The sequence below is a fragment of the Nostoc sp. XA010 genome, from assembly GCF_020829625.1.
In the GTDB taxonomy this organism is placed as follows: domain Bacteria; phylum Cyanobacteriota; class Cyanobacteriia; order Cyanobacteriales; family Nostocaceae; genus Nostoc.
On the sequence record NZ_JAIVFX010000004.1, the window covers coordinates 351828 to 376744 of the forward strand.

Consider the following 24917-nt stretch of genomic DNA (forward strand, 5'->3'; position numbering starts at 1 on the left):
GCATGGGGCATTAATAAATAATTAATAGTTCTTCTCTCTCTCCCCCATATATATATTTAATTTTATCGGAACTAAAACTATGCCATCTCCCAATAGATCATCCCCAGTTCCTCAAAATGAGACAGATAAATACCAAAGTTACACACAGCAAGAGGAATCTGTAGAAGTTGCTGAGGCAGAAACTAACAGTCAAGACTTGTATTACGGTACTGAAGCATTGCTCAATGCCTTACCTCGGATTTGGACTCGTGGTTTGTTGTATATACTCATAGGCTTTGCTGGTCTTTTTTTACCTTGGGCAACTCTCTCGAAAGTAGATGAGACTGGCAGTGCTAGAGGACGTATAGAACCTAAAGGGGCAACTCAAAAATTAGACGCCCAAGCTGGTGGGAGTGTCAAAGCAGTTATGGTCAAAGAAGGAGATACAGTCAGAGCCGACCAGGTTCTAGTAGAACTAGAGTCTGATGTCCTGCAAACGGAACTGCAACAAAGCATGAGTAAATTGGAAGGGCTACAAAATCGGCGATCGCAATTAGAACTGCTCAAAAATCAACTCCTAATTTCAACTAGCCTTTTAGAGCAACAAAATAAATCGCAAGAATTAGAAAAAATGGCTCAAGTTAACCAGGCGCAGCAAAACCTGGATGCCAAACTGAGTAGCTATAATCTCCAAAAGTTAGAAAAGCAAGCATTAGTTAAGCAAGCACAACAGCAGATTTACACGACTCACAACGATCAGCAATCGGCTAAAAGTCGTTTGGGTATAGATTCTAGGCAAGTTCAACGCTTTAGCAAACTCGTTCAGGATGGTGCGGTTTCTGCAACTCAAGTCGATGAACTCAAAAAAGAAGAACAAGAAAGCAAACGACTCTATAGCAAGGCCATATCAGATATTAAACAAGCACAATTGCAGTTAGCAGGAGAGCTAAATCGTTATCAAGTAACTATCAATACGTTGGAATCTGATATCAAACAAGCAAAACTCCGACTGCAAGAGGAACAAAGTAGCTATAAAAGTTTGATGCAAGCCGGGGAACTGGCTGTAATGAAAAATCAGGAACAGCTAAAAGACCTACAGGCGCAAATAACAGCACTGCAATCAGAAGTGGCTCAGACTAAAAGCCAGATTACATCTATAAAAGTTCAGATACAGCAACGAGTGGTGCGATCGCCGATTAATGGGGTAATTTTTGAATTACCCACCACGAAGCCGGGAGCAGTAGTACAACTCGGTCAAAGGATTGCCCAAATTGCACCCAAGAATGCAGACTTCGTACTCAGAGCTAATATGCCTAATCAGGATAGTGGTTTTTTGAAGATAGGAATGCCAGTTAAAGTCAAGTTTGATGCCTATCCCTTCCAAGAGTATGGCATCGTGGCAGGGAAAGTTACTTGGATCTCTCCTGACTCGAAAATTACCCAAACACCCCAAGGAAACATCGAAAACTATGAATTAGAAATCACTTTAGATCAGCAGTATGTCGAAAATGGCAACAAACGTATTCCATTAGGTGCCGGTCAGACAGCAAATGCTGAAGTCATCATTCGCCAACGGCGGGTGATTGATTTTGTTTTAGATCCGTTCAAGAAACTGCAAAAAGGTGGTTTAGAGATTTAGTTAGAGCAATGCTTACGGCGGTGACTGAGCAGCGCCGATGGAATTAAAAAATACGACAAGGGAAATAAGAGGAATAAATAACTCCCAACTCCCACCTCCCAACTCCTAACTTAACAATGCCCTTAATAATTGGAGATATCGTGTTATGCCCCATAGTCTGACAATTTCTAGTTCAGATATCATTCACAGCCTCAAACTCTCATGTCAGATACCTGATGTAGTCGAGGCGATCGCATCGCAAAGCATCATTACCGAAGCAGCTCAAGAACTGGGAATTACAGTCACACCAGAAGAACTACAGCAAGAAGGTGATGGCTTAAGGTTTGCTAAGAAGCTTGTCAAAGCTAAAGAAACCTGGGCATGGCTAGAAAAACACCACCTGTCTGTGAATGAGTTTGAAGAATTAGCTTACAACAGCATCCTTTCGCGGAAGTTAGCAAATCATCTATTTTCTAATCAACTCGAAAAGCATTTTTATGAACACCAACTAGATTATGTCGCCGCCGTTACATACGAAGTCGTATTTGAGGATCGAGACTTGGCTTTAGAGCTTTTTTTTGCTCTAGAAGAAGGCGAAATCAATTTTCCTGAAATTGCCCGTTTATATATTTCCCAACCAGAACTCCGCCGTACTTATGGATATAAAGGACTCCGATATCGCAAAGATTTTCGCCCAGAGATTGCAGCAGCTGTATTTGCTGCTGTACCACCAAATGCCCTTAAACCGATTACAACACCCAAGGGAGTGTATTTAATTTGGGTGGAAGAAGTCATTCAACCTCAACTAAATGAACAATTGCGCCAAAAAATCATTACAGAATCATTTTCTGATTGGTTAAAGCAACAAATCAACGCTATGAAAATTGTCACTCAGATAGACTCGGATGCAAATGTGCGATCGCAAGAAGAATTGCTAGATACGTCATTCACCAAAACCAAATAGGTAATTAAATTCCCAAACTAAAGATAGATGTTTCTATTTTTGAAAAATGTTAAGGAGGCTGGTATTATTAGCTTAGAATTTAATAATTTTTCTCTTTAGTCTTTTGTGAATATCTCTACAAGTTACTAGTTTAGCGTTTTAAGAAATTAAATTTAATCCTGATAAGTCTTGCTAGGCAGTAATTAAGGTTATTAATGCCTAAAATCATTTTGCTTTTTTGCAATCATAACTAATACTCTATATGATTCTTTTTAAATGTGAGCATATTAGTTTTTTTAATCAAACATTTCTTAAAAAAGATTGACTTTTCAAGGAACAAACTATAGTGTATTCATATAACCAATAAAACATTGGTTAGAAAAAATCCTAAAAACAAATTCCATTTTCAGGAGAAACTCAAATGATTATTTCTGATCTGAACTACTTGGAAAATACCTCTGAAGAAGTTCTTGGTGGTAATACTGCTAGTTTTACTGCTAAGAAGAACGTAGACATCTTAGTTAACGTTAAGGAAGCCATCAACATTAATAAAGATGTAAAAGCTAATGTTCAAATCAACGGCAACTTAGCTACTGCTGAAGGTCAAGCTACCGCATTCGGCAAGAATACCCTGGCTGAAGTGTTTAGTTTCACCAATACTGATGCTAATTCTTCTGCGGCTAACTCATTCTCGACTTCTGCTACCAAAGGCTAATTCCATTGTCCGTATTTGCTACAGTTCATAATTAAACTCTACTCACAAAGAGTATTAACTCCTGCAAGTAGAGTAAGGCTTGAAAGCCTGGTACATTCATAAATTGCTGAAGGCTCAAATGAGCAGAGAGCCTTCAGCTTCTACCTAAACTACATCGTTTTATCTCAAAGAACTGTTGACGCAATAAATTTTTACAATATTTAGTCCTCAACCCAGGCTATTATTCTGCGCTGTTTGCCGACCCTGAATTAAAACTCTGGGTTAATAGTATAGTCTTTATTGCAATTAAATTAGGGTAAGCACTGCCTACCATCCACCCAAACCTTTATTTTGAACTTGTGTTTTGCGTCTTACCTACGGTTCTTCAGAATCGTACAATTCAGTTTGAATACACTTAAAATCAGCATTTCAGTCGATTTTAACAGAATTCAGTTATTAGTTTCTGAAACTTAAGTTTTTCGCAGATACAAGTAGGTAAACATAATTAATTACATAATGTCATTACGAGGGAAGCGAAATGAAGCAATTCGCTTGCGTCTGGGATTGCAACTCAAAGAGACGCTCCGCGAACGCTTCTCTTGGAGACGCTCCGCCAACGCTCGCAATGACTGTAATTAATTTTGCGTAGTTACTGCAAAAGTAAATTTAGGGAATATGCTTTTTGCCTAAGGAAAGCTTTCCACACAAAAACAAGCCTATTATGCTGAATTGAATTATATGCTGGGCATTGCCCGCAAAAAAGCAGCGGACTGGCAAAAAAATGCTGTTGTTTACTATCAAACTGCGATCGCACTACAGCCCGATTTAGTAGAAGCCCATTATAACTTGGGGGTGGTACTGCAACAACAAGGGAAGTGGGAAGAAGCAATCGCTTGTTATCAAAAAGCTTTGGAATTTAATCCCCAACACCAGGAAGCCAACATGAATTTAGCACAGATTTATCAAACCCAGTACCAAGAAATTAGACGATTTGACTCACTAAAAATTTGTGGTTAAACGGGTCATTTGACCTAGCAGCAAAACGGTATCAATCTAAACCTTAAAATTAAAGAGAAAATTTATGGCTTTGAAACGAGGAACTAGCGGTAATGACTTCCTTGAAGGAACTGCTGTAGTCGATCAACTTTATGGAAGTTTTGGTAACGATACTTTGTTGGGATTAGGGGGAGATGATTTCCTTCAAGGCGACCAAGGTGACGATTCGTTAAATGGTGGCAATGGTAGCGATCGCCTCTTTGGGGGTGGCGGCAATGATACACTCGTAGGTGGTCTGGGCAATGACTTCCTTGATGGAGGTTCAGGCAACGACAGACTAGATGGCGGTGATGGTGATGACATTATTCAAGGCGGCCAGGATAACGACACCTTATTGGGTGGATCTGGCAATGATCGCCTTCTAGGTGTAAGCGGCAATAATCGCATTGAGGGCGGAACTGGCAATGACTTCATCCAAGGAGCTAGTGGTAGTAGCTTTACAGGCGGAGGTATAGATACGCTTTTTGGGGGTGACGGGGATGATCAAATATTCGGGTTAGGCCAAAACGATCTCCTCTATGGAGACGCTGGCAATGACACCCTTAGTGGCGATGGTGGAGATGATCGGCTCGAAGGCGGCGATGGCAATGACAACCTCGATGGCGGTATCGGGAATGACTTTCTGTTCGGCGATCTCGGACAAGATACTGTAAATGGCAACAGTGGTAATGATATTCTCGGAGGGGGCGGCAATGATGATGTTCTCCTGGGCGGCCCTGGTAATGATGTCCTCGTCGGTGTGGGTCGTGGTAGTCAAGACGTTTTTGGAGGAATTGCCCCAGGCTTCCAAGAAACCGATTTATTAACCGGGGGAGCTGGGGGAGACAAGTTTGTACTCGGAGGTAATGGACAATTCTATTACCTCGGTGGTTCTACTCAAGGTAAGGGTTTGACCATTTTTGATGCAGGTGTGATTGGTGTGGATAATAACGGCGTGTTGCAACGTGATTTCGACCCTGCGGCTGGCGATGTCATCCAGTTGCAAGATGGGATTAAATATCAGCTGCTCGAGGGAGATGTTTTCGGGACTGGGGGAACTGATGCCATAATTGCCGCTGATTTTGGTTCTGGTCTAGACATCATCGGGGTTGTGGTTGGAGTAGCAGCAGCAGAAGTCGCACCTACCATACAGATTGTTTAAGGGGTTGTTTGAAAAGTTATAAAGAATACTTTTCACGCATCCTCTGATGTAGACTGTCGAGATTAGAATTTCTGGAAAATATCCGTCGAGATTGTCGCTGGTGGTACAAGAAGGCAAGTTAGCGTGTATGCGATGTCTGCAAATTATCACAGATCACTATTCTCATCTGAGCAGTTACGTCAAGCAGCACATCCCTTTATATATTTGCAGGCTTGACTATTACTATCGCTCTTTCATCACTCTCACCAGAGAATAAAACAATAATCTTTACTACACAAGACTTGCAGGCAAAATAGATGATTTTAGCCATAATGTTAGAAAATAAAGCTCCAAACCCAGTTTCTGTCACTTGTTTAGAAGTTGGCTGAAATTTTTCTTTGACCAGAGTGATGAAAGAGCGATATAGACATCTAGTGATAACGTAGGCACAATTAATGAATTGCGACTACCAAGGATTTCGGGCAACGCATAATTAATTTATGGAGATGCCTTGTAAAGACTGGCTGACTTTTACATCACAAATACTAATGTTCCAGGAGACAATAAAAAATATGTCCTTAGAAAATTTCGATAAAATTAAAGAGTTCCTCATTAGAATAGTCAAAGACGAAACTTTTCGCAGCCAAAAGATGAGCGATAAAGTTGAAGAAGAATCAAATTACAGGGCGCGAAGTTTAAACTCATGTTGAAAAAAGGTTGCTATCTAATTATGCAAATAGCTGATTTAGCCTATTTACAGAATGTTTCAGAAGATGAGCTGATTTTAGGTTCTGCTGGAGTGAGCGTGACATCTGAGGCATTTGCTTTCGGGTCAGAAACTTCCCTTTATGTTAGTGCAAATAGTACTGCTACGTCTTGGTCAAACGACCATACAGCGTATGGTACAGGATTAGCTGGAGCATTTGGTGATAATGCTACAACTAACCTAATAGTGGCAAGCGATGGTGATATCGTGATTAGAAAAAGTAAATTTAAATCTTCTAGGAACACTGCTGTTGCAAGTAGTTTTGTAAGCTCGATTGATTTGCCATCCAACCTGACTTTTTACGGCTGGTTGTAAAGTTTATTTTGAGGTTTTCCAAACCCTGATTTTTCAGTTAGCTATTTTCATTAGATCAGAGCTATTGATAATCAACCTGTGGAAAAAGCCCAGATGTTTCGTGGTTTGAGGACTTTCCGTGAAAAGTTAAGTCCTCCAAGCACGAATTTGAAATAAATCTCCAGCCTAATTAAAACGAATAGCTCACTACGCTGACAGCGAAACCACGTTTCACCAAGCAGTTCCCGAAAGGTAGGCTGGAGATTTACTTTTATGGATCTCCCTCAAGCAACTAATTATCCTTGTTTTGTCAGCAAGTATTAGATAAAAACTGACAATTCAACAGTTTAATTAATTCATAAATGCTAATTCAAAGGCGACTTATAATCCTCTGATTCTATCAGCAGTCCCGTTTTGATTGAAATAAAAATTCACCGACATAACGCAATTATTAATTATGAATATTTCAGCCAAAATACCTAAACAGCGGCCAACGCTACGGTAAAAACTTTCTCAATTACATAAATTGCTACAGCACAAAATCAAGAGAGGTATTCATGTCAGAAGAAACTGTATTTTTAAAATCAACTGCTACAAAACCTAATCCCAACCCTAACTTTGCTAATGCTCAAGGGGCTGCTTCTTTCTCAAAGTATAGTCAAAAGCCCTCAGGAACTTTGACTAGCACTCAGGTAAATACCTTGGTTGAAGGTGGCGTTGCTATTGCTACGGCTCAAGCCGGAGCTATTTTTAACATTGACCCAACTTTTTCTTCGCTCTTTGGTGACGTTACTGGCATAGGATTAGATGGTTCTTTCACAGGAAGTGCCAAGAATAAAATGCAAGTGATTGCTAGTTTTGAAGTTGCTGCTAATAAAAAATTCTCTTTCGATTTCTCCGCAGACTTAGCACTAAAAGCTAAAGAAATCGAAAATTCTGCTACTGAATATAACCAGGCTAAGGGAAAAATAGGTTTCTTGGCACTAGATACCACAAATCTTGATAAACCTAAAGTATTGGATTATTTTGGTATCCAAGGTACGTTAATTTCCTCTGAGCAAATTGCTGATTTGGAATATAGCAAAAGTAGTAATGTTACTATTAAGAGTCGCCCCCAAACTACTGATATTGACGGCGATAATGGCGAGGACTCCCTTACAGGAAAGGTTATTGGTAGTTATCAAAAAACCTTTAAGAATAACACCAACATAACAATAGTAGAAATGAATGCTAGTAATATTACTTTTTTAGGAGACACTTTAATCAACAATTTAGGTAAAAACGTTATTTATGGCACGGTTGGGAAAAATAATCTTAAAGGAAGTAACAGTGAAGATAAAATTTATGCCAGCTTAGGGGATGACAAGATAGATGGAAACAAAGGCGATGATATCCTCGAAGGTGGGCAAGGGAATGATACCCTAGATGGAGGTGAAGGCAATGATAGCCTAAATGGCGGTTCGGGTAATGACATTCTGATTGGTGGTGAGGGGGATGATGTTTTAGTTGGTGGCGACGGTTATGACAAATTTATTTTCAACTTTAACGATAGCTTGTTGACAAGTAAGCTTGGTGACGTCCAAGATTTACTAGGTGGTATTGGTATTAATCTCGGTATCGATAATCTTTTCAACGTTAGCGATCGCTTGTTGAAAAGTGAGTTTGATGTCATTCAAGATTTTAAAATTGGTATTGATAAGATTGAATTTACGGGTTCGCATGATATTGACGCTAATACTTGGTTAAATGAGATGTTTGATCAAGGAAATATAACCGATAGTAATGATGGTCTCCTTTTGAGTTTTAATTCTGGAGACACTCAACAAACATTACTGCTATCAGGTGTAAGTTCTAACCAGTTTAGGTCTGAGTCGATCCTAGTTTCTTAGAGTAATTTACTAATAATGCTTTGCGTAATTCGTAATTCGTAATACCTGTTTTCTATGGTTTTTAGACAATAGCTACTAAAATGAAATCAGGTATGTAAAAACGATACGGATGACACTACAAGACGCACGAGAATACGCACCAGCAACCGAGCGCAATCGTGAACCAATTCTAGAAGTACTTTTACAAGTATTGCCTAAGAGTGGCACGATCTTGGAAATTGCCAGTGGTACTGGTGAACACGCAGTCTTTTTTGCGCCCAGACTCAGAGATTGTATGTGGTTACCAACAGATACAAATCCACAAAGAAGAGCCAGCATCATTGCATGGACTGAACACAATGTATGTAATAATATCTATCCACCGCTTGAACTTGATGTTAGAGAACCAGTTTGGGCAGTGGAGGAAGGGGCAGTAACCCAATGGCTGGATACCTCGCCAATTACCGCCATCGTCAACATAAATATGATTCACATTTCACCTTGGTCAGCCTGTCTGGGGCTAATGGCAGGGGCAGGTCGTATCCTAAAAGCAGAAGGTATCCTCTATTTGTATGGGCCCTTCAAACAAGGTGGAGAACATACAGCACCGAGTAATGCAGCTTTTGACAACTCTTTACGCGCCCAAAACCCAGAGTGGGGTATACGTAACTTGGATGATGTTGTAGCAGCAGCTAGCGCACAAAATCTCAGCTTGAAACAAACTTACCAAATGCCAGCTAATAATCTTTCAGTAGTGTTTCAACGAAAATCGCCGGGAATCCCATCTCAACAAGAGGGGTAGAAGGAATAGCCGTCCCCCGATTAAGTGATTAGTCAATTACAGCCATGTTAACAAAGATGTGGGTAATGGATAGCTCCCAAAGGGAGAAGTACGGAATACAGCGCTGTGCGCTTGTTCCTCAAGGGTTTTCAGTTAGCTATCCTTATAAAACAACTGAAAATTTTTGAAGTGTGAATTTTGAAATTGATTATGACTAATCCTACAGAACTATTGCGATCGCGCTACGGTGAAATTCCCTTGAATCCCGCAATTGAATGGAATGATTCTCTAACAGCACTACTATCTCACCGTTCAATCCGGTCTTATCTATCTGACCCTTTACCGTCGGGAACTCTGGAGTTGCTAATTGCAGCCGCCCAATCTGCATCTACTTCCTCTAATTTGCAAACCTGGAGTGTGGTAGCAGTTGAAGATCAAGAACGCAAAGAGGAGTTATCTAAACTAGCTGGGAACCAAGCACATATTAAGCAAGTTCCTTTATTCTTGGTTTGGTTAGCAGACTTGGCGCGTCTAAATTACGTTGCTGACAGTCGCGGCATATCTCATGATGCCCTGGAATACCTGGAAATGTTTGTGATGGCAACAATTGATGCAGCTTTGGCGGCGCAAAACGCAACAGTTGCAGCTGAGTCACTCGGTTTAGGAACAGTATATATCGGTGGAATCCGCAACCACCCGCAAGAGGTAGCAGAGATATTGAATTTGCCCTCGTCTGTGTATGCTGTATTTGGGCTGTGTGTAGGCTATCCGAATCCAGAGGTAGAAGCAGCGATTAAGCCACGATTGCCACAATCAGCTGTGCTACACCGCGAAACTTATAAATTGGCAGATCAAGAAGAAGCGATCGCTCATTACAACCAGATCATGAAAGAATTCTATACTGAACAAAAGATGAATGTCCCTGGCGATTGGTCAGAACATTCAGCCCAACGGATCGCAACCGTAGAATCACTGAGAGGGCGCGATCGCTTGCGTGAAGTTCTCAATCACCTTGGCTTCAAGTTACTGTAAACAAGAAAAATCAAGATTATGGATTTGCAACTCCGTGGCAAAGTCGCCTTAGTGACTGCTGCTAGTAAAGGTCTTGGCAAAGCTACAGCAAGGCAATTTGCCCGTGAGGGTGCAAAAGTTGCCATCTGCGCCCGCAGTGAGTTTATTGACAAAACTGCTGCGGAGATTGCAAGCGAAACAGGTACAGAAGTGCTATCTCTGCGTGCAGACGTTACCAGTCAAGCAGATATTGAGCGGGTAATTAATGCCACAGTAGAGAAATTCGGCGGGTTGGATATCCTCGTTACCAATGCCGGAGGCCCGCCGTCTGGCACTTTTAATGATATTGATTTGGCAACTTGGGAAACTTCTATAAATTTAACTTTGCTGAGTACAGTACGCTTGGTAAAATCCGCTTTACCTCACTTACGCCAATCTACAGCACCGGCGATTCTTACCATCACCTCAACCTCAACTAAACAACCAGTCCAAAATCTCGTGTTGTCTAATTCCATTCGATTAGCAGTAATTGGTTTAACTAAAACTCTCAGCCAAGAACTGGGTAGCGATAAAATTCGCGTCAACAGCATTTTACCAGGCTGGACATATACAGAACGGGTAGAAGAATTAATTAACGCGCGGATTGCTAAAAGTGGTGAAACAAAAGAAGCAGAAATTGCTAAACTTAATGCGGCAGTTCCTTTAGGTCGGATCGGGACACCAGAAGAGTTTGCCAATGTCGCAGTATTTCTGAGTTCACCAGCTGCATCATTTGTGAATGGAGTCATGATGCAAGTAGATGGCGGAGCTATTCAGGGCACATTTTGAGCAGTTTGACAAAAGTAATTTTGTCTGAACCTTTTACAAATTACCTCTAACAGTTTGGGTATTGCTGCTGAATGCTTAGAGGTTTTTTGGAAAGTCATATAAATCTTAACAACCTATTAAAATTCAAATTTTTTGTAGATATTCAGGTGGCACATGATCCACTAACCAAACACCATTAGCAGAACAATAGAAGATGTAACCCGCCTGATGCATTGTGGCAGCATGTACAGAAAAAACTACAGCTTTTCCATGTCTTGCACCAACAGTTTTTGCTGTTGCAATATCTTTTGATAAATGCACATGATGTCGTGACATTTTGCAGAGTCCTGTTTGCAGAATTAACTCTACAGATTTACGCCCCGTGCCGTGATAAAGCTCATTTGGGGGAACAACAGGTTCTAATTGTAAATCGACTTTTATACTATGTCCTTGGTTCGCACGAATCAGAGTACCTGTAGAATCAAAAGAAAAGCGTTGTTTATCGTTGGATTCAACTACCGCCTCTAATTCCTGACGGGAAATGGGAAACTTGTTTTTAGCACAAGCAGTAAGTAGTTCATCAACAGCAACCCAACCACTGGGAGCAAGTTTAATTCCAATTGCATCCGGTGTGTGTCGCAAATATTTGCTGAGATATTTGCTAATTTTGACGAGGCGAGAATCACTCATAAGATTGTGGTTGGCACAAAATATACTACGAAAGTATATTTTTAATGTTACATCACAATTTTCATTGATGGTTTTAGTTTGTGTAAATTGACAGAATTTGTCTGCCTATCATAGCTAATGCTACCCCAACCATGACCATCAGTGTCACCTTCCCACCCGGAACGAGTGGTTGATTTATGCTATCTGAGTTTTCTTGTTCTTGACGTTGCTTCCAACTCATTAATGCCGGAATAATTCCACCTAGAATTGAAATACTAAATGTTCCAGTGTAATCTAGGGCAGTAAAAAAGATACTGGGATTGAGGGTTCCGAGAGTCATTGGAGGGAAAAGAGCAAGCGAATAGAGGGGTAGGCGACTAAAAAGTTTGCCCTGTGCAATTAGGAAAATATCTTTGAGCAAATCCAGCAATCCGTACACAAATCCAATGAATGATGTAGCGATCGCAAACTCTGAAAAAATAGATACTAGCACTCCTAACCATTCCCCCGCGCCACCTGCTCGGAGAACTTGCAGTGGGTCAAAAACACTTCTACCATTAGATGTGCCATGTAGCATATCGGGACTGATGCTTCCTAAAATTACGGCATTCCACGCCAAGAACATAATTAGAGGAATGACAGAACCAATAAAGATGGACTGACGAATTTTGCGGGCATCTCCTTCGAGTTGCGTCACAACCACTGGCACAACGTTTTGGAAAAATAGCGCCACAGACATCACTGAAATGGCACTACCAAGGGCACTCCAGTTCTGAAATAACAATTGGGTACTCTGAATGTGTCCTGCTGCCAAAAACAATAGTCCCAAAAAGGAAACGATGACAATTCCGACAAAGGCGCTGTTTAATTTCTCAATAAACTTTTCTCGCCCAAGATACATAACGCCACCAAATAAAAGCGTGAAAGTCGTTGTGCCCACCCATGTAGGCAATATCTGCACACTCCAGATTTTTGCCGCCGCAGATCCTAAAATCTCTCCACCTTGGGCGATGTATGCTACCAAGAGAGCATAGTGCATGAATAAATATGCCCCACCTGCAAGTCGCCCTCCCACCTTACCAAGGATCTTCTCAACAACTGCCAAAAAACCTATACTCGGATGCCCTTCTGTTCGCATTGTGTTTAAAGTTACTTCTGCAACCAGTAACCCTGAAACTAAAGCGTAGAGCCAAACAACAATCAGCCCAGATGTAGATGGCACAATCCCAGACGGCAGAGTAACGGCTGGTAAGGCGAGAATCCCAGCCCCAATGGTGGTTCCCGCAATTAATGCAGTATTTCCCAATACACTACCCGGTTGATGATTGAGCTTTTTTCCATCAAATTCGAGATGAGAAAACAACCGAGTGACTTGCTCTGAATCTTCGGGAAAAGTCTTTATGGAAACCATACTGAATATCCGTACTTAAACCAATCAATGTTAACATATGTAAATATTCTTGATTAAAAGCCTGATATTGCTGCTTTTTCAGCTAAATATTCCTGATAAATAAGCGACGCCGAATAGCCCGTCGTAGACATCGCCCAAATCAAACCCATCATCAAAAGTGCAGAAGTACGATCGCCTGCATTAACTCCATCGTCATAAATGCGATGCCGAATAGCCCGTCGTAGACATCGCTTATGACAAAGTTGCTTAGAGTGCGATCGCCCCTAGTAAAGTAGCAGATGTGATTACAGTAACTAGCTATACACGATACTTATAAAATTAAACTAATAGATTGATTTGTAGCTAGACTTAAGCTAATAGATTAATTTTAAAAGACAACAGGGCTAGATGATGCAAATCACTGTTGAGGTATCTGAGGAGCTAGGACAGAAATTACAGCAGTTCCAAGACCGTTTACAAGAGATAGTAGAACGCGGTCTCCAAGAATTATTGAGCGAACAGTCTGGCAATTTTCTCGATGAGAAACAGATTATTGGGTTGTTGGCCAGTCAGCCTACAGCAGAACAAATTCTAGCAATCCGACCCTCACCAGAATTCCAGGCTCGTGTCAGTGATTTGCTAGCACAAAGTAAAGCAGGAACACTTTCAGCCAAAGGTGAAGCTGAACTAGAACGCTATCTGACGATAGAACATCTTGTCCGTATGGCAAAAGCTCATACCTTCGAGCAACTACGCCAAAACCCATGACTTATGTATCAGCCCAATTACGGAAACTCGTAATTGAGCGAGCGAACCGAAGGTGTGAGTACTACTTATTTCCTCAGAGTGCTGCACTATTTAGCTTTGAGATGGAACATATTATTGCCGAAAAACATCGTGGTACTACTGAAGTAGAGAATCTAGCTCTCGCCTGCCCATACTGTAATCGTGCAAAGGGTACTGATTTGGGGTCAATCGATCCTGAAACCGGGAAACTAACACCCTTTTTCAATCCAAGGACTCAAAAATGGAGCGATCACTTTCAGCTGAATGGAGCAGACATTACACCATTGACAGCAGTTGGGCGAGTAACTATTGCAATTCTCCAATTTAATCAATCAGAGCGGTTAGAAGAACGGGGCAGATTGATTTCAACAGGTCAGTATTTTTAGGTTTACTGTTTATCTTCATGCCACTAAGCTATTTATTTGACTTGCGACGTAGCCCGTCCTAGGCATCGGTTACATCAAAACTGCATAGGCGCAGCCCGCCGTAGACATCGCAGTTTGTCTATTGGGAATTTAACTTTTCAATCCAATCCCACAGAAAACAATTTACCAACTTGCGCCAAATCTACATTTCCACCACTGATGATGACACCAACTCTCGCCTCTGGTGCTGTCACCACACCTTCGAGTAAGGCTGCTGCTGCAAGTACTCCAGTGGGTTCAACTACAATTTTCAGACGTTCCCACAAGAAAAACATGGTGCGAAGAATCGCTTCTTCAGATACCGTCACCATATCATCGACGTAATGCAGCACTAGGGGGAAAGTAATTTGACCAAGGCTAGGAGTCCGCGCACCATCAGCGATGGTATCAGGATTTTTGACAGTTTGCAGAGTTTTGGTGTGAAAAGAGCGGCTAGCATCGTCGGCAAGGGCTGGTTCTACCCCGATTACTCTACAATTGGGTAAAAGTGACTTGGCTGCGATCGCACACCCTGAAAGTAATCCGCCACCGCCACAACAAACTAATAGTAAGTCCAACTCACCAACTTTTTGGATCAGTTCTAAAGCAGTTGTTCCTTGTCCGGCGACTACATGGGGATGATCGTAAGGGGGAATCAGAGTGAGAGAACGATTATCTGCTAAATCTTGAGCTAATTCTTCCCGATTCGTTTCTTGGCGATTGTATAAAATTATCTCTGCACCATAGCCACGAGTAGCAGTTTGTTTAACAGCAGGTGCATCATCAGGCATGACAATAGTGGTGGGAATATTTAGTAATTGCCCAGATAAAGCGATCGCTTGGGCATGATTTCCCGATGAATAGGTGATAACGCCTGTTTGTTTTTGTGCTACCGATAGTTGCGTTAAGGCATTGTACGCCCCTCTAAATTTAAATGCCCCTGTGCGTTGAAAGTTTTCGCACTTAAAGAACACTTGGCTATAGGTGCGATCGTTAACAATTCTAGAAGTCAGCACAGGTGTACGGTGGGCAATCCCCAAAATTCGGTCTTGTGCTGCTTGCACGTCAGTTATACTAACGGAATTATGCTGTGGCATTGATAGCGATATTAATATTAAGGGCAAATCCTCTCAAACAAAGGTAATTGTAAGATACCAGAAGTTCGGCTGACTTTTCCGGGATGAAACTGCAACCCTCGCTTCTCTACGAGACGCTGCGCGTAGCTTGCTTCTCCGTAGGAGTACGCTCGAATTCACGCATTTAATTCCTAAATTTGGAAGTTCCTAAATTCTAGCGACTGACGCATGTATTTTGTTTTGGTAAAAGAATTAGGGTTGTGTTGGAATAATCAAGGCTTAACCTGATTGCAAAGAAGCATTAAAGTTGCGCTGTTACACTTTGGTGTGATTCAAACGCGACAACAAGGGGAGTATATGCAGAACTTCAACTTCGAGCGCTTGCTATCAAGTCGCTTGAGACGGCGACAAGTTTTGATTGGCACTGGAGCCTTAACTGGTTTTGCAATCGCTAATCAATGGTCTAACAAAGTTCTCGCCCAGCCCCGATTCTCTAATTATCCTTTTAGTCTGGGTGTTGCTTCTGGTGAACCACTTCCAGATAATGTAGTGCTGTGGACGCGTTTAGCCCCCGATCCTCTTAATGGTGGTGGAATGCCACCATATAATGTTCCTGTGCAATGGCAGATTGCTACCGACGAAAAGATGCGGCAAGTTGTCCGCAGTGGCACACAGATGGCTACTCCAGAATTTGGACACTCTGTTCATGTAGAAGTGCAGGGACTAAAACCCGCCCGTTGGTACTGGTATCAATTTAAGGTAGGTAATCAAGTCAGTCCTATTGGACGAACTCGCACTGCTCCTAACCCGCGCGATCGCGTTGAGCGCTTCCGTTTTGCCTTCGCTTCCTGTCAAAACTGGGAGCAAGGATACTTCGCCGCCTACAAAAACATGGCTCAAGAAGATTTAGATTTGGTGGTTCACCTCGGTGATTACATTTACGAGGGAGCGCCCAGAACGAATGCACTCCGACCTCATGAAGGTAATGGAGAGCCAGTGACACTGGAGGAGTATCGCAATCGCCACGCCCAATACAAAACTGACCCCAACCTGCAACAGACTCATGCTGCATTTCCTTGGATAGTCACTTGGGACGACCACGAAGTTGACAATAATTGGGCGGATGAAATTCCTCAAGATCCAGAACAACAATCACGCCAAGTTTTTCTAGCTCGCCGTGCTGCTGCTTTTCAAGCATACTACGAACACATGCCACTGCGGGATTTTTCAAAACCTAGAGGCATTGATATGCAGCTGTATCGACGCTTAAACTTCGGTAACTTGGTTGAATTTAATGTTCTCGATACTCGTCAATATCGTAGCGACCAACCTTGTAACGACACTATTGAACCACGCTGTCCAGAAGCTCTCGATCCAAATGCCACTATGACTGGTACTGAACAAGAGCAGTGGTTGTTCCGCAATCTAGAGCGCTCTGGGGCACGCTGGAATGTTCTTGCTCAACAGGTTGTCTTTACCCAGCATGACTGGACAGCAGGCCCTGAGGCTGCCTTTAATGTGGATGCTTGGGATGGCTATGTAGCTGCCCGTAGCCGTATTCTCAACTTCCTTGCTCAACGTCAGCCAGCCAACCCAGTTGTCATTACTGGTGACACACACTCCAGTTGGGTAAGCGACCTGAAAGCTGATTACAATAACCCTAACTCTGCTACAGTGGGTACAGAGTTTGTCGGCACATCGATTACCTCAAGCTTTGGCGCTAGTGACCGAATTGAGAAGGCTTTACCAGAAAGTCCGTGGGTAAAATATTTTAATGGTAGACAACGCGGTTATGTTGTTTGTGACCTCAATCATCAGCGTTGGCGTAGTGACTATCGACTACTGGCTCCATCTCCAGAGACTGGGCCTACTGTGTCTAACCCAAATGCCCCAATCATATCGACAGTCTCGTTTGAATTGCCGAATCAGGGGAGAGTGGAGCGGGTTCAATAGAAAAACGAACCGCATACTTCTAGTACCGCAAGGCGGAAGTCACGCATTCAAAAGTCAAAAGTATTATGGAATCAGCTTTTTAGGGATTTTAAATGGTTGCTCTATTTCCGCCGTGGTGTACTAGGTCGAAGCAATCTACGCGTAGCATCTCCTAGAGAAGGGCGCAAAGTACACAAAGAACAGAGGGTTTGAGAGAGCTATTTTCAAGAAAACCTGATCAACGGATTTTCTAGATGAAAGAATCTGTTGATCAGGTTTAACCATTTGCAAAAAATCGGCTAAGATTAGGCTCTATCTACTTTGAGAGTTCTGGCGTTAAGAGAATGCGGCTTTCACCAATGCTACCAAATGCAGGTGTAGACCAGCGATCGACTACTTTGCCCAGAACTGACATATCTTGAACTAAGCGGTCAAATTTATCAGGGGTGAGAGATTGGGGCCCATCGGATAAAGCTTTTGCGGGATTGGGGTGAACTTCAATCATTAAGGAATCTGTACCAGCTGCGATCGCAGCCATTGCCATTGATGGAACATATTCAGACCTACCAGTACCATGACTAGGATCAATCATAATCGGTAAATGGGTGAGCGATCGCAACACCGGAAGCACTGATAAATCTAAAGTATTCCGAGCATATTTGCCATCAAAGGTTCTAATTCCCCGTTCACAAAGAATCACATTGGGATTTCCAGATGCCAAAATATATTCTGCCGCCATCAACCACTCGTCAATTGTGGCAGACATCCCCCGCTTGAGTAGCACGGGTTTATCTTGAGCGCCTACCTTTTTGAGCAACGAGAAGTTGTGCATATTTCGCGCTCCGATTTGGATGATGTCAGCTATTTTCGCCACTGCTGATAAATCCGCAGCATCCATGAGTTCTGTAACGATACCCAAACCAGTAGCTTCCCGCGCTGCTGCTAACAAATCTAAAGCGCTTTCACCATAACCTTGAAATGCATAAGGTGAAGTGCGGGGTTTGTAAGCTCCACCACGCAGAAACTGCGCTCCTGCTGCCTTGACGCGCTTTGCTGTTTCGACAATCATCGCTTCATTTTCAACGGAACAAGGCCCGGCTACCACTACGATGGGATGACGTTCGCCGAAATAGACATCACCGTTAGGTGTAGGTACAACAACCTCGCTGGCTTCTCCATGTCGGAATTCTCGGCTTACACGCTTGAAAGGTTGTTGCACTCGTAATACTTGCTCAATCCAAGGGCTGAATTCCTGAACCTGTAATTTATCGATGCTAGTGGTATCACCAATTAGCCCCAGCACAGCTTTATGAGTGCCAACGCTTTTTTCTACCGTGACTCCCCAAGTCTCACTCACTTCTTGGCTGATGCGAGTAATTTCTTCAACAGGTGTACCGCTCTTAAGTATGATAATCATCTATTTTTCCTTGTATATAGTTTGGGTGGACTAATCTTTACAGGTCGATGCATTGGCATTGCAGGTCGATGCATTGGCATTGCAGGTCGATACATTGGCATTGCAGGTCGATGCATTGGCATTGCAGGTCGATGCATTGGCATTGCAGGTCGATGCATTGGCATTGCAGGTCGATGCATTGGCATTGCAGGTCGATGCATTGTTATTGCAGGCCGAGGTGTAGGGCAACTTTAGAAGACTTGCGTCTACACCGTAGCTCCTTGTATGAGAGGTTCGTCTAATGCAAAAATTCAGCCAGTTGTTCTAGTTTTGTCCAAGCCGCGCCGCTTTGCAGAATATCCTTGGCAAGGGCAATACCTTTAACACAACCGGCCAAAACATCAGTTTCCCCATGAATGGCTTCACCAACTTGCAGTGCAAGGGCTGTATTTAAAGCGACTACATCCTGCTGTGCTTGAGTGCCTTTACCTTGGAGAACTGCCTTCAAGATTTCGGCATTTTCTTGGACTTCTCCACCGCATAACGCCGCAGTCGGTGCAAAACTCAAACCAAGTTCTTGAGGATTGAGGGTTAGAGAACGGACTTTTTTATTTTGGAGTACAGCTAAGTCAGTGACATCTGCTAAACCAGCTTCATCTAAACGTTCCCGTCCGTGGACTGCGATCGCTTGCTGACATCCCAATTGGGATAAAGCTTGAACAATCTCCTCTAATAAAAGCGGATCGTTGACACCAATAATTTGCCCTGTCGGCCGCATGGGATTTACTAGCGGCCCAAGCAAGTTAAAAACAGTCCGCACCTTCAAAGTTTTTCGCAAAGTTGCGATCGCTTTAAGTGCAGGATGCCAACCTGGAGCGAACAAAAAGGTGATTCCGACTTCACCCACTGCGGCTTGCACTTTTTCTGGAGTGGCGTTGAGATTTATACCCAAAGCTTCCAATACATCAGCCGAACCAGTCTTGCTAGATGCAGAACGATTGCCATGTTTGGCAACTTTTACCCCGGCGGCGGCGGCAACAAAAGCAACAGCAGTGGAAATATTAAAGGTTGAAGCGCCATCTCCACCAGTTCCGCAGGTGTCAATTAGGGGGGCTGGGTACTGGGTACTGGGTACTGGGGATTGGGATTGTAAAACGCTAGCCATCCCGACTAATTCTTGGGCGGATACGCCTTTAGCTTGGATTGCGGCTAAAATCGCTCCTGATAAGACATCAGGAATGGCATCTGTGAGCCAACCTTGCATCAAATCCGCAGCTTGGGAAACTGTTAAAGATTGCCGAGCAAACAACTGTTGCAATAAAGCTGGCCAGTTGTATAACTCAGAAGTGACGGGGATGTTGTCAAGTGGGGTTTTAGTTACAGCTATCATATTGGTTATTTGTCATTGGTCATTTGTCATTAGCAAAGGACAAAGGACTAAGGAATAAGGACTTTGGCGACGGTTTGCACATCCTTGTCACCTCTGCCGGAACAATTGATGACGATGCGGGGGTTGCCTTCTAACTGAGGACAAAGGGTTTCGAGATATGCGATCGCGTGAGCAGTTTCTAAGGCTGGAATAATCCCTTCCAATTGCGAAAGCCTTTGGAATGCATCTAACGCCTGTTTATCGGTAACACTGTAATATTCGGCGCGACCAAGATCCTTTAAATAACTATGCTCAGGGCCAACGCCGGGATAATCTAATCCGGCACTAATTGAATGGGCTTCGATTATTTGACCATCATCATCTTGCAATAAATAGCTCATTGCACCGTGCAATACACCTACTTTCCCTTTTGTCAAGGTAGCAGCGTGTTTTTCTGTATCTACACCTTCACCCGCCGCTTCTACACCGATTAGACGCACCGAAGGTTCATGCACAAACTCATGGAATAACCCGATCGCATTGGAACCTCCACCCACGCAAGCTAGTAGAATATCTGGTAATCCTCCCCATTTCTCCTGAGCTTGAACGCGAGTTTCTACACCAATTATCGCGTGGAAGTCACGGACAATCATTGGGTAGGGATGAGGACCAGCAACAGAACCCAGGATGTAATGAGTTGTTTCTACATTCGTCACCCAATCCCGAATTGCTTCAGAAGTTGCATCCTTGAGAGTTCCCGTACCTGCCTCTACTGGCCGAACTTCTGCCCCCATTAATTTCATGCGGAACACGTTCAGGGCTTGGCGTTCCATATCCTGAACGCCCATGTAAATTACACATTTCAAACCAAACCTAGCACATACAGTTGCAGTTGCTACGCCGTGTTGTCCTGCACCCGTCTCTGCAATCACCCGTTGCTTACCCATGCGTTTAGCGAGTAACACCTGAGCCAAAGCATTATTAATTTTGTGAGCGCCTGTATGATTTAAATCCTCACGCTTTAAATAGATTTGCGGCCCCGTACCATCTGGTCTAGCGTAGTTTGTTGTCAGGCGTTCAGCAAAATATAATGGGCTGGGTCGTCCTACATAATCGCGCAGTAGGTTTTGCAGTTCTGCTTGGAAACTCGGCTCATTGCAATATTGATTAAATGCCGCTTCTAATTCAGTTAATGCAGGCATTAAGGTTTCGGGGACGTACTTACCGCCGAATTTTCCAAACCTGCCTAAAAGGTCAGGTAGCACAGGCGTAGTTGAAATGATAGCGTTGATGTCTTGGATGCTTACCACAGTTGAAAATCCTTTATGTTCAAGTATTTTTTACTTTCGTTCTAACTTTTTAGAACTTATCCCACAGATAAGATTCTTTTCGCGTTTCCTTTTCAGGGGTTTCGTAGGTATAGCCCAATTCCCTGTGATTCAAAACGTCTATAGGGCGCACCAAATCTTTAGAGTCAAAATTTGGTAATAGGGATAATAAATCTCCTAACGCCGTAGCTTTGGGGGTAGACATACCGCCGTCCCAAGGCCACATTAGGTCTTTAAGGTTGTGTCCGTAAGGCTGACCATTAGCAGGATAAAAATCGCTACCTTTATGACCCTTCTCTTGCCATTCAGCCCAGAGGCGGTCTGCGTTGGCATGATTCAACCAAAACACTGGGTCATAGGGTGAACTTGGTATATTGGTCATGGTACCCAAGCCCTTAAACTTTACGGGTCTTGTGCTTGCATCTATCTGCGCCCCACCAACTAAACCATGAATGTAGTTGTGTAGGAATCCTCCTGGGGTGACTTTACCCTGCTCATCTACAGAGATAAATCCTTCCAAAGCAGGGCGAAATAGAGAATAGTCATTAAGAGCCAAGGCACGCTCAACATCTTTTTTGGGCACAGGGTAATCGGTGGCAGGAGGTAGCCGTAGAAACCGGACAAGTGATGTACCTAATGATGTTCCGGTATCTGCGTCGATGTTTAATGCTGGATTCATAACCCAGCCATTTGCAGCAGCAAAAGCCCCAGATTTCACAGGCCCGCCTGTAAAATTTCCCTGATTGGGAATTTTGATGGTTACTCCTTGACCGTTAGAACCAAGAAAGTCATCGTTAAAAATTACATCAAATGCTTTGGTGTCTGTCCAATCCCAGTATGGGAGAGTAACATTTGGGTCTACTGCTTGCAGTGCTTGTTCAAATCTGCGGATATATTCTCGATGCCAAGGGAAAAATGCGGCATTTTCATGAGCCAATTCTTGAACAGAACCATTGGAATGTCCTTTATGGTTATGAATCAAGCGTGTTGCCCCTATATGTATGGCAACGAATTGGTCGTAAATACTGAGCTTGCTACCTGCGGGAATTGTAGTTTTTAAGGTTTTGATAGCCTTGACGAAGGCTGTTTTCTCTGCTGATGTTAGTTCAGTTACGTTCTTTCTTACAGCTAGGCGAGCGTATTGTCCAACATTGTGATTCCAATTGTATTTGTATTGTTTGTAGTCAATGCGATCATGGGCGAAGACTGTAATAGCACAGGCGCTAACTAGAAGTACGCTATAAATTAGTATTTTGACGGATTTCAGCAGGGATTTCATTGTCTTAATGGAAGCAGGGGGGCAGAGAGGCAGGGGGCAGGGGGCTAGGGGCAGAAAGAGAAATAATTGATAGTAATTCTTTATTCCCTATTCCCCGCTTTCTAAGTCTGCGGGTGAATTTATCTCACCTCTTGAAGAGATGGACTTTCGCGCCGACTTTCTGTGATGGCTGTTTTAAGTTCTTGGCATAGTTGTTCTACAGCTTGCAGTCCTTCTGTGGGGCTACCTTCAGCTAATCTTTTAACGAAGGCACTACCAACAATCACCGCATCTGCACCCCATTCCATTACTTGATGTGCTTGTTCTGGCCCTGAGATGCCAAAACCAACGCCGATGGGTTTATCGGTGACGCTTCGCAAATCTGTTAATAAATACTTTACGCGGTCTTGAATTTGAGCGCGGACACCTGTAACACCTGTAACGCTCACCAGGTAGATAAAACCTCGAGATTGATGAGCGATCGCTTCAATTCTATCTTGAGAACTGGTAGGAGCTACGAGTAAAATTACCTCAATTCCGAAAGATGCAGCAGTTTGGATTAATTCTTCTGCTTCTTCTAAGGGTAAGTCTGGTACTACCAACCCTTTTACGCCAGCAACGGCAATTTTTCCTAAAAATGGCTTAATACCTCGATGCAAAATAGGATTGTAATAAGTAAATAGAATTATCGGTGCTTTTAGGTTAGGACTCACCACCTGTAACATCTCTAGCACTTGCTCTAATTTGGTGCCATTTTGCAAAGCGCGGGTTGCTGCTGCTTGAATCACAGGTCCATCTGCTAGAGGATCGGAGTAGGGAACACCCAACTCGATGAAGTCTGCACCATTGCGATCTAAGATACGTAAAGCTTCGGCGGTGGTTTCTAAATTAGGATCGCCTGCTGTGATAAAGGGGATTAAAGCACACTGTTGGCGATCGCGTAAAGTTTGAAAGGAAGCTGAGATAGAAGTCATTCTAAAAAATGGTTAATGGTTAGTTAATAGTTCTGGAATAATCAACAATGATCAATTAGCAATGTTCACCCTAGATTTTTTGTCGTCGAGTCTTTAATACTCGTGAATGAGTCTTTTATCTCCGTTAACGAGCCTTTGATACTCGTGAATGAGTCTTTTAACTCCGTTAACGAGTCTTTGATACTCGTGGATGAGTCTTTTATCTCCGTTAACGAGTCTTTGATACTCGTGAATGAGTCTTTTAGCTCCGTTAACGAGTCTTTAATACTCGTGAATGAGTCTTTTATCTCCGTTAACAAGTCTTTGATACTCGTGAATGAGTCTTTTAGCTTCGTTAGGGAATAAAGAAAGGGTTAAGGGGGAAGGGAAAAGGGAATCTTGCCCCTTAAATGTCCCCTTTACCCGCATTCTGCAAGAAACCTATTTTCCCAAACATCCACTCAACCGCCTTAGAAAGGCTTGCTTTAATTTTGAAGGATCGTTTCGTTAAGGAGGATCAAGTCTTAGCAAACTACGCACAGCTTGTTCGACATCGCTTTGTTTAACTAAAGATTCTCCGATCAAAACCGCACGCGCACCAGCTTCAGCGACAAAAGATAAATCAGCAGGTGTATACAGTCCAGACTCGCTGACGACGGTGATATCCAAACTTTGTAATTGTTGTTGGCGCTGTGCTAAAAGCTGCTGTGTTGTGCCTATATCAAGGGTAAAATCTTCTAAATTGCGATTGTTGATTCCTACTAAACTTAGGTTGTCAAGCTTTAGCACTCGATCCAGTTCAGCCAGGGTATGAACTTCTACCAGTGCATTCATGCCTAAATTATGAATTAGTTGCAAAAAACCCTGAAGTTCTTGATCTGATAAAATGGCTGCAATTAACAAGACTGCATCTGCACCTGCTGTTCGTGCTAAATATATTTGATAGGGGTTAATGATAAACTCCTTGCACAGTAAAGGTAATGCAACTTGCGATCGCACCCTTCGTAGATTATCAAAACTGCCTTGAAAGAACTTTTGGTCAGTTAAAACTGATAAACAAGCTGCACCACCTCGTTCATAAGCTTGAGCAACAGCTACTGCATCAAAGTCTGCGCGGATAATCCCACGGCTAGGTGATGCCTTTTTTACCTCGGCAATTAAGCTAGGTTGGTTAGGATTTTCCTGCAAAGCAGCCAAGAAATTTCGCGCAGTCGGGGCTGAATTTAACTGTTGTCGCAAGGAAGTTAAAGGCAGTTCTTGCTGCATTTGTGCAACTTCTTGCCTTTTATGCAACACAATTTCTTCAAGAATATGGCGGGGAGGGGCAACTTGGTTAGTCATAATCTTTTAGGGGAGTGGGGAGTGGGGAGTAGGGAGTGGGGGAGCAGGGGAGAAATTAATAACCAATGCCCAATGACC

General features: G+C 42.9%; 23 protein-coding genes. 14 read left to right on the top strand and 9 right to left on the bottom strand.

What is annotated here, in order from left to right; translation table 11 throughout:
* Positions 1–79: 79 nt before the first annotated feature.
* From LC608_RS08890 to LC608_RS08935, 10 genes are all read left to right on the top strand, one after another.
* Positions 80–1618: an HlyD family efflux transporter periplasmic adaptor subunit gene (locus LC608_RS08890; RefSeq protein WP_229553175.1), complete on the top strand. Its 1539-nt coding sequence runs from the start codon at positions 80–82 to the stop codon at positions 1616–1618.
* A 145-nt stretch (positions 1619–1763) separates the two neighbouring features.
* Complete coding sequence (locus tag LC608_RS08895) at positions 1764–2561, top strand: peptidylprolyl isomerase (protein ID WP_229553176.1); 798 nt, start codon at positions 1764–1766, stop codon at positions 2559–2561.
* Positions 2562–2961: 400 nt separating this feature from the next.
* Positions 2962–3255 (top strand): hypothetical protein, encoded by a 294-nt coding sequence (locus LC608_RS08900; RefSeq protein ID WP_229553177.1) that lies wholly within the window; start codon positions 2962–2964, stop codon positions 3253–3255.
* A 717-nt stretch (positions 3256–3972) separates the two neighbouring features.
* A complete protein-coding gene (locus LC608_RS08905) occupies positions 3973–4251 on the top strand; it encodes a tetratricopeptide repeat protein (protein ID WP_229553178.1) in 279 nt (92 codons plus the stop codon).
* Between the two features lie 64 nt (positions 4252–4315).
* Positions 4316–5431 carry a calcium-binding protein gene (locus LC608_RS08910; protein WP_229553179.1) on the top strand — a complete coding sequence of 372 codons (1116 nt, stop codon included), beginning with the start codon at positions 4316–4318 and terminating at the stop codon, positions 5429–5431.
* A 682-nt stretch (positions 5432–6113) separates the two neighbouring features.
* Positions 6114–6491: a hypothetical protein gene (locus LC608_RS08915; RefSeq protein ID WP_229553180.1), complete on the top strand. Its 378-nt coding sequence runs from the start codon at positions 6114–6116 to the stop codon at positions 6489–6491.
* 536 nt (positions 6492–7027) lie between these two features.
* Positions 7028–8359: a calcium-binding protein gene (locus LC608_RS08920; RefSeq protein ID WP_229553181.1), complete on the top strand. Its 1332-nt coding sequence runs from the start codon at positions 7028–7030 to the stop codon at positions 8357–8359.
* Between the two features lie 109 nt (positions 8360–8468).
* A complete protein-coding gene (locus tag LC608_RS08925; RefSeq protein ID WP_229553182.1) occupies positions 8469–9140 on the top strand; it encodes a DUF938 domain-containing protein in 672 nt (223 codons plus the stop codon).
* A 189-nt stretch (positions 9141–9329) separates the two neighbouring features.
* Positions 9330–10151, top strand: a complete 822-nt coding sequence (locus LC608_RS08930) for an NADPH-dependent oxidoreductase (protein ID WP_229553183.1) — start codon at positions 9330–9332, stop codon at positions 10149–10151.
* Between the two features lie 18 nt (positions 10152–10169).
* Positions 10170–10958 (top strand): SDR family oxidoreductase, encoded by a 789-nt coding sequence (locus LC608_RS08935; protein WP_229553184.1) that lies wholly within the window; start codon positions 10170–10172, stop codon positions 10956–10958.
* A 123-nt stretch (positions 10959–11081) separates the two neighbouring features.
* On the opposite strand, the gene LC608_RS08940 is transcribed toward LC608_RS08935, so the two are convergent.
* Positions 11082–11627, bottom strand: a complete 546-nt coding sequence (locus LC608_RS08940; protein ID WP_229553185.1) for an RNA 2'-phosphotransferase — start codon at positions 11625–11627, stop codon at positions 11082–11084.
* Between the two features lie 73 nt (positions 11628–11700).
* The gene (locus LC608_RS08945) at positions 11701–13017 is read right to left on the bottom strand and encodes an amino acid permease (protein ID WP_229553186.1); all 1317 of its coding nucleotides are present in this window, start codon (positions 13015–13017) and stop codon (positions 11701–11703) included.
* 387 nt (positions 13018–13404) lie between these two features.
* Here LC608_RS08945 and LC608_RS08950 point away from each other — a divergent pair, with 387 nt between their 5' ends.
* Together LC608_RS08950 and LC608_RS08955 are read left to right on the top strand one after the other, a co-directional pair.
* Positions 13405–13764 (top strand): hypothetical protein, encoded by a 360-nt coding sequence (locus tag LC608_RS08950; protein WP_229553187.1) that lies wholly within the window; start codon positions 13405–13407, stop codon positions 13762–13764.
* Positions 13761–14168: an HNH endonuclease gene (locus tag LC608_RS08955; RefSeq protein ID WP_229553188.1), complete on the top strand. Its 408-nt coding sequence runs from the start codon at positions 13761–13763 to the stop codon at positions 14166–14168. Before LC608_RS08950 ends, LC608_RS08955 begins: the two co-directional genes overlap by 4 nt.
* Before the next feature lie 137 nt (positions 14169–14305).
* Here the strand turns inward: LC608_RS08955 and LC608_RS08960 are convergent, their stop codons facing one another.
* On the bottom strand, positions 14306–15283 hold the full coding sequence (locus tag LC608_RS08960) for a threo-3-hydroxy-L-aspartate ammonia-lyase (RefSeq protein ID WP_229553189.1): 978 nt from the start codon (positions 15281–15283) through the stop codon (positions 14306–14308).
* Between the two features lie 336 nt (positions 15284–15619).
* On the opposite strand from LC608_RS08960, the gene LC608_RS08965 reads away from it, so the two are divergent.
* On the top strand, positions 15620–17215 hold the full coding sequence (locus tag LC608_RS08965) for an alkaline phosphatase (protein WP_229553190.1): 1596 nt from the start codon (positions 15620–15622) through the stop codon (positions 17213–17215).
* Positions 17216–17510: 295 nt separating this feature from the next.
* Here the strand turns inward: LC608_RS08965 and aroF are convergent, their stop codons facing one another.
* Positions 17511–18611 carry a 3-deoxy-7-phosphoheptulonate synthase gene (gene aroF, locus LC608_RS08970; RefSeq protein WP_229553191.1) on the bottom strand — a complete coding sequence of 367 codons (1101 nt, stop codon included), beginning with the start codon at positions 18609–18611 and terminating at the stop codon, positions 17511–17513.
* Positions 18612–18663: 52 nt separating this feature from the next.
* Here aroF and LC608_RS08975 point away from each other — a divergent pair, with 52 nt between their 5' ends.
* Positions 18664–18834: a hypothetical protein gene (locus LC608_RS08975; RefSeq protein WP_229553192.1), complete on the top strand. Its 171-nt coding sequence runs from the start codon at positions 18664–18666 to the stop codon at positions 18832–18834.
* Between the two features lie 54 nt (positions 18835–18888).
* On the opposite strand, the gene trpD is transcribed toward LC608_RS08975, so the two are convergent.
* The 5 genes from trpD to trpC all read right to left on the bottom strand — a co-directional run bounded on the left by trpD (position 18889) and on the right by trpC (position 24839).
* On the bottom strand, positions 18889–19980 hold the full coding sequence (gene trpD / locus LC608_RS08980; RefSeq protein ID WP_229553193.1) for an anthranilate phosphoribosyltransferase: 1092 nt from the start codon (positions 19978–19980) through the stop codon (positions 18889–18891).
* 47 nt (positions 19981–20027) lie between these two features.
* Positions 20028–21269 (bottom strand): tryptophan synthase subunit beta, encoded by a 1242-nt coding sequence (gene trpB / locus LC608_RS08985; protein WP_229553194.1) that lies wholly within the window; start codon positions 21267–21269, stop codon positions 20028–20030.
* Between the two features lie 49 nt (positions 21270–21318).
* Entirely contained in the window at positions 21319–22566 is a 1248-nt protein-coding gene (locus tag LC608_RS08990; RefSeq protein WP_229553195.1) for a tyrosinase family protein, read from the bottom strand.
* Between the two features lie 119 nt (positions 22567–22685).
* Positions 22686–23519, bottom strand: a complete 834-nt coding sequence (gene trpA, locus LC608_RS08995) for a tryptophan synthase subunit alpha (RefSeq protein WP_229553196.1) — start codon at positions 23517–23519, stop codon at positions 22686–22688.
* Between the two features lie 486 nt (positions 23520–24005).
* Complete coding sequence (trpC, locus tag LC608_RS09000; RefSeq protein WP_229553197.1) at positions 24006–24839, bottom strand: indole-3-glycerol phosphate synthase TrpC; 834 nt, start codon at positions 24837–24839, stop codon at positions 24006–24008.
* Positions 24840–24917 lie beyond the last annotated feature (78 nt).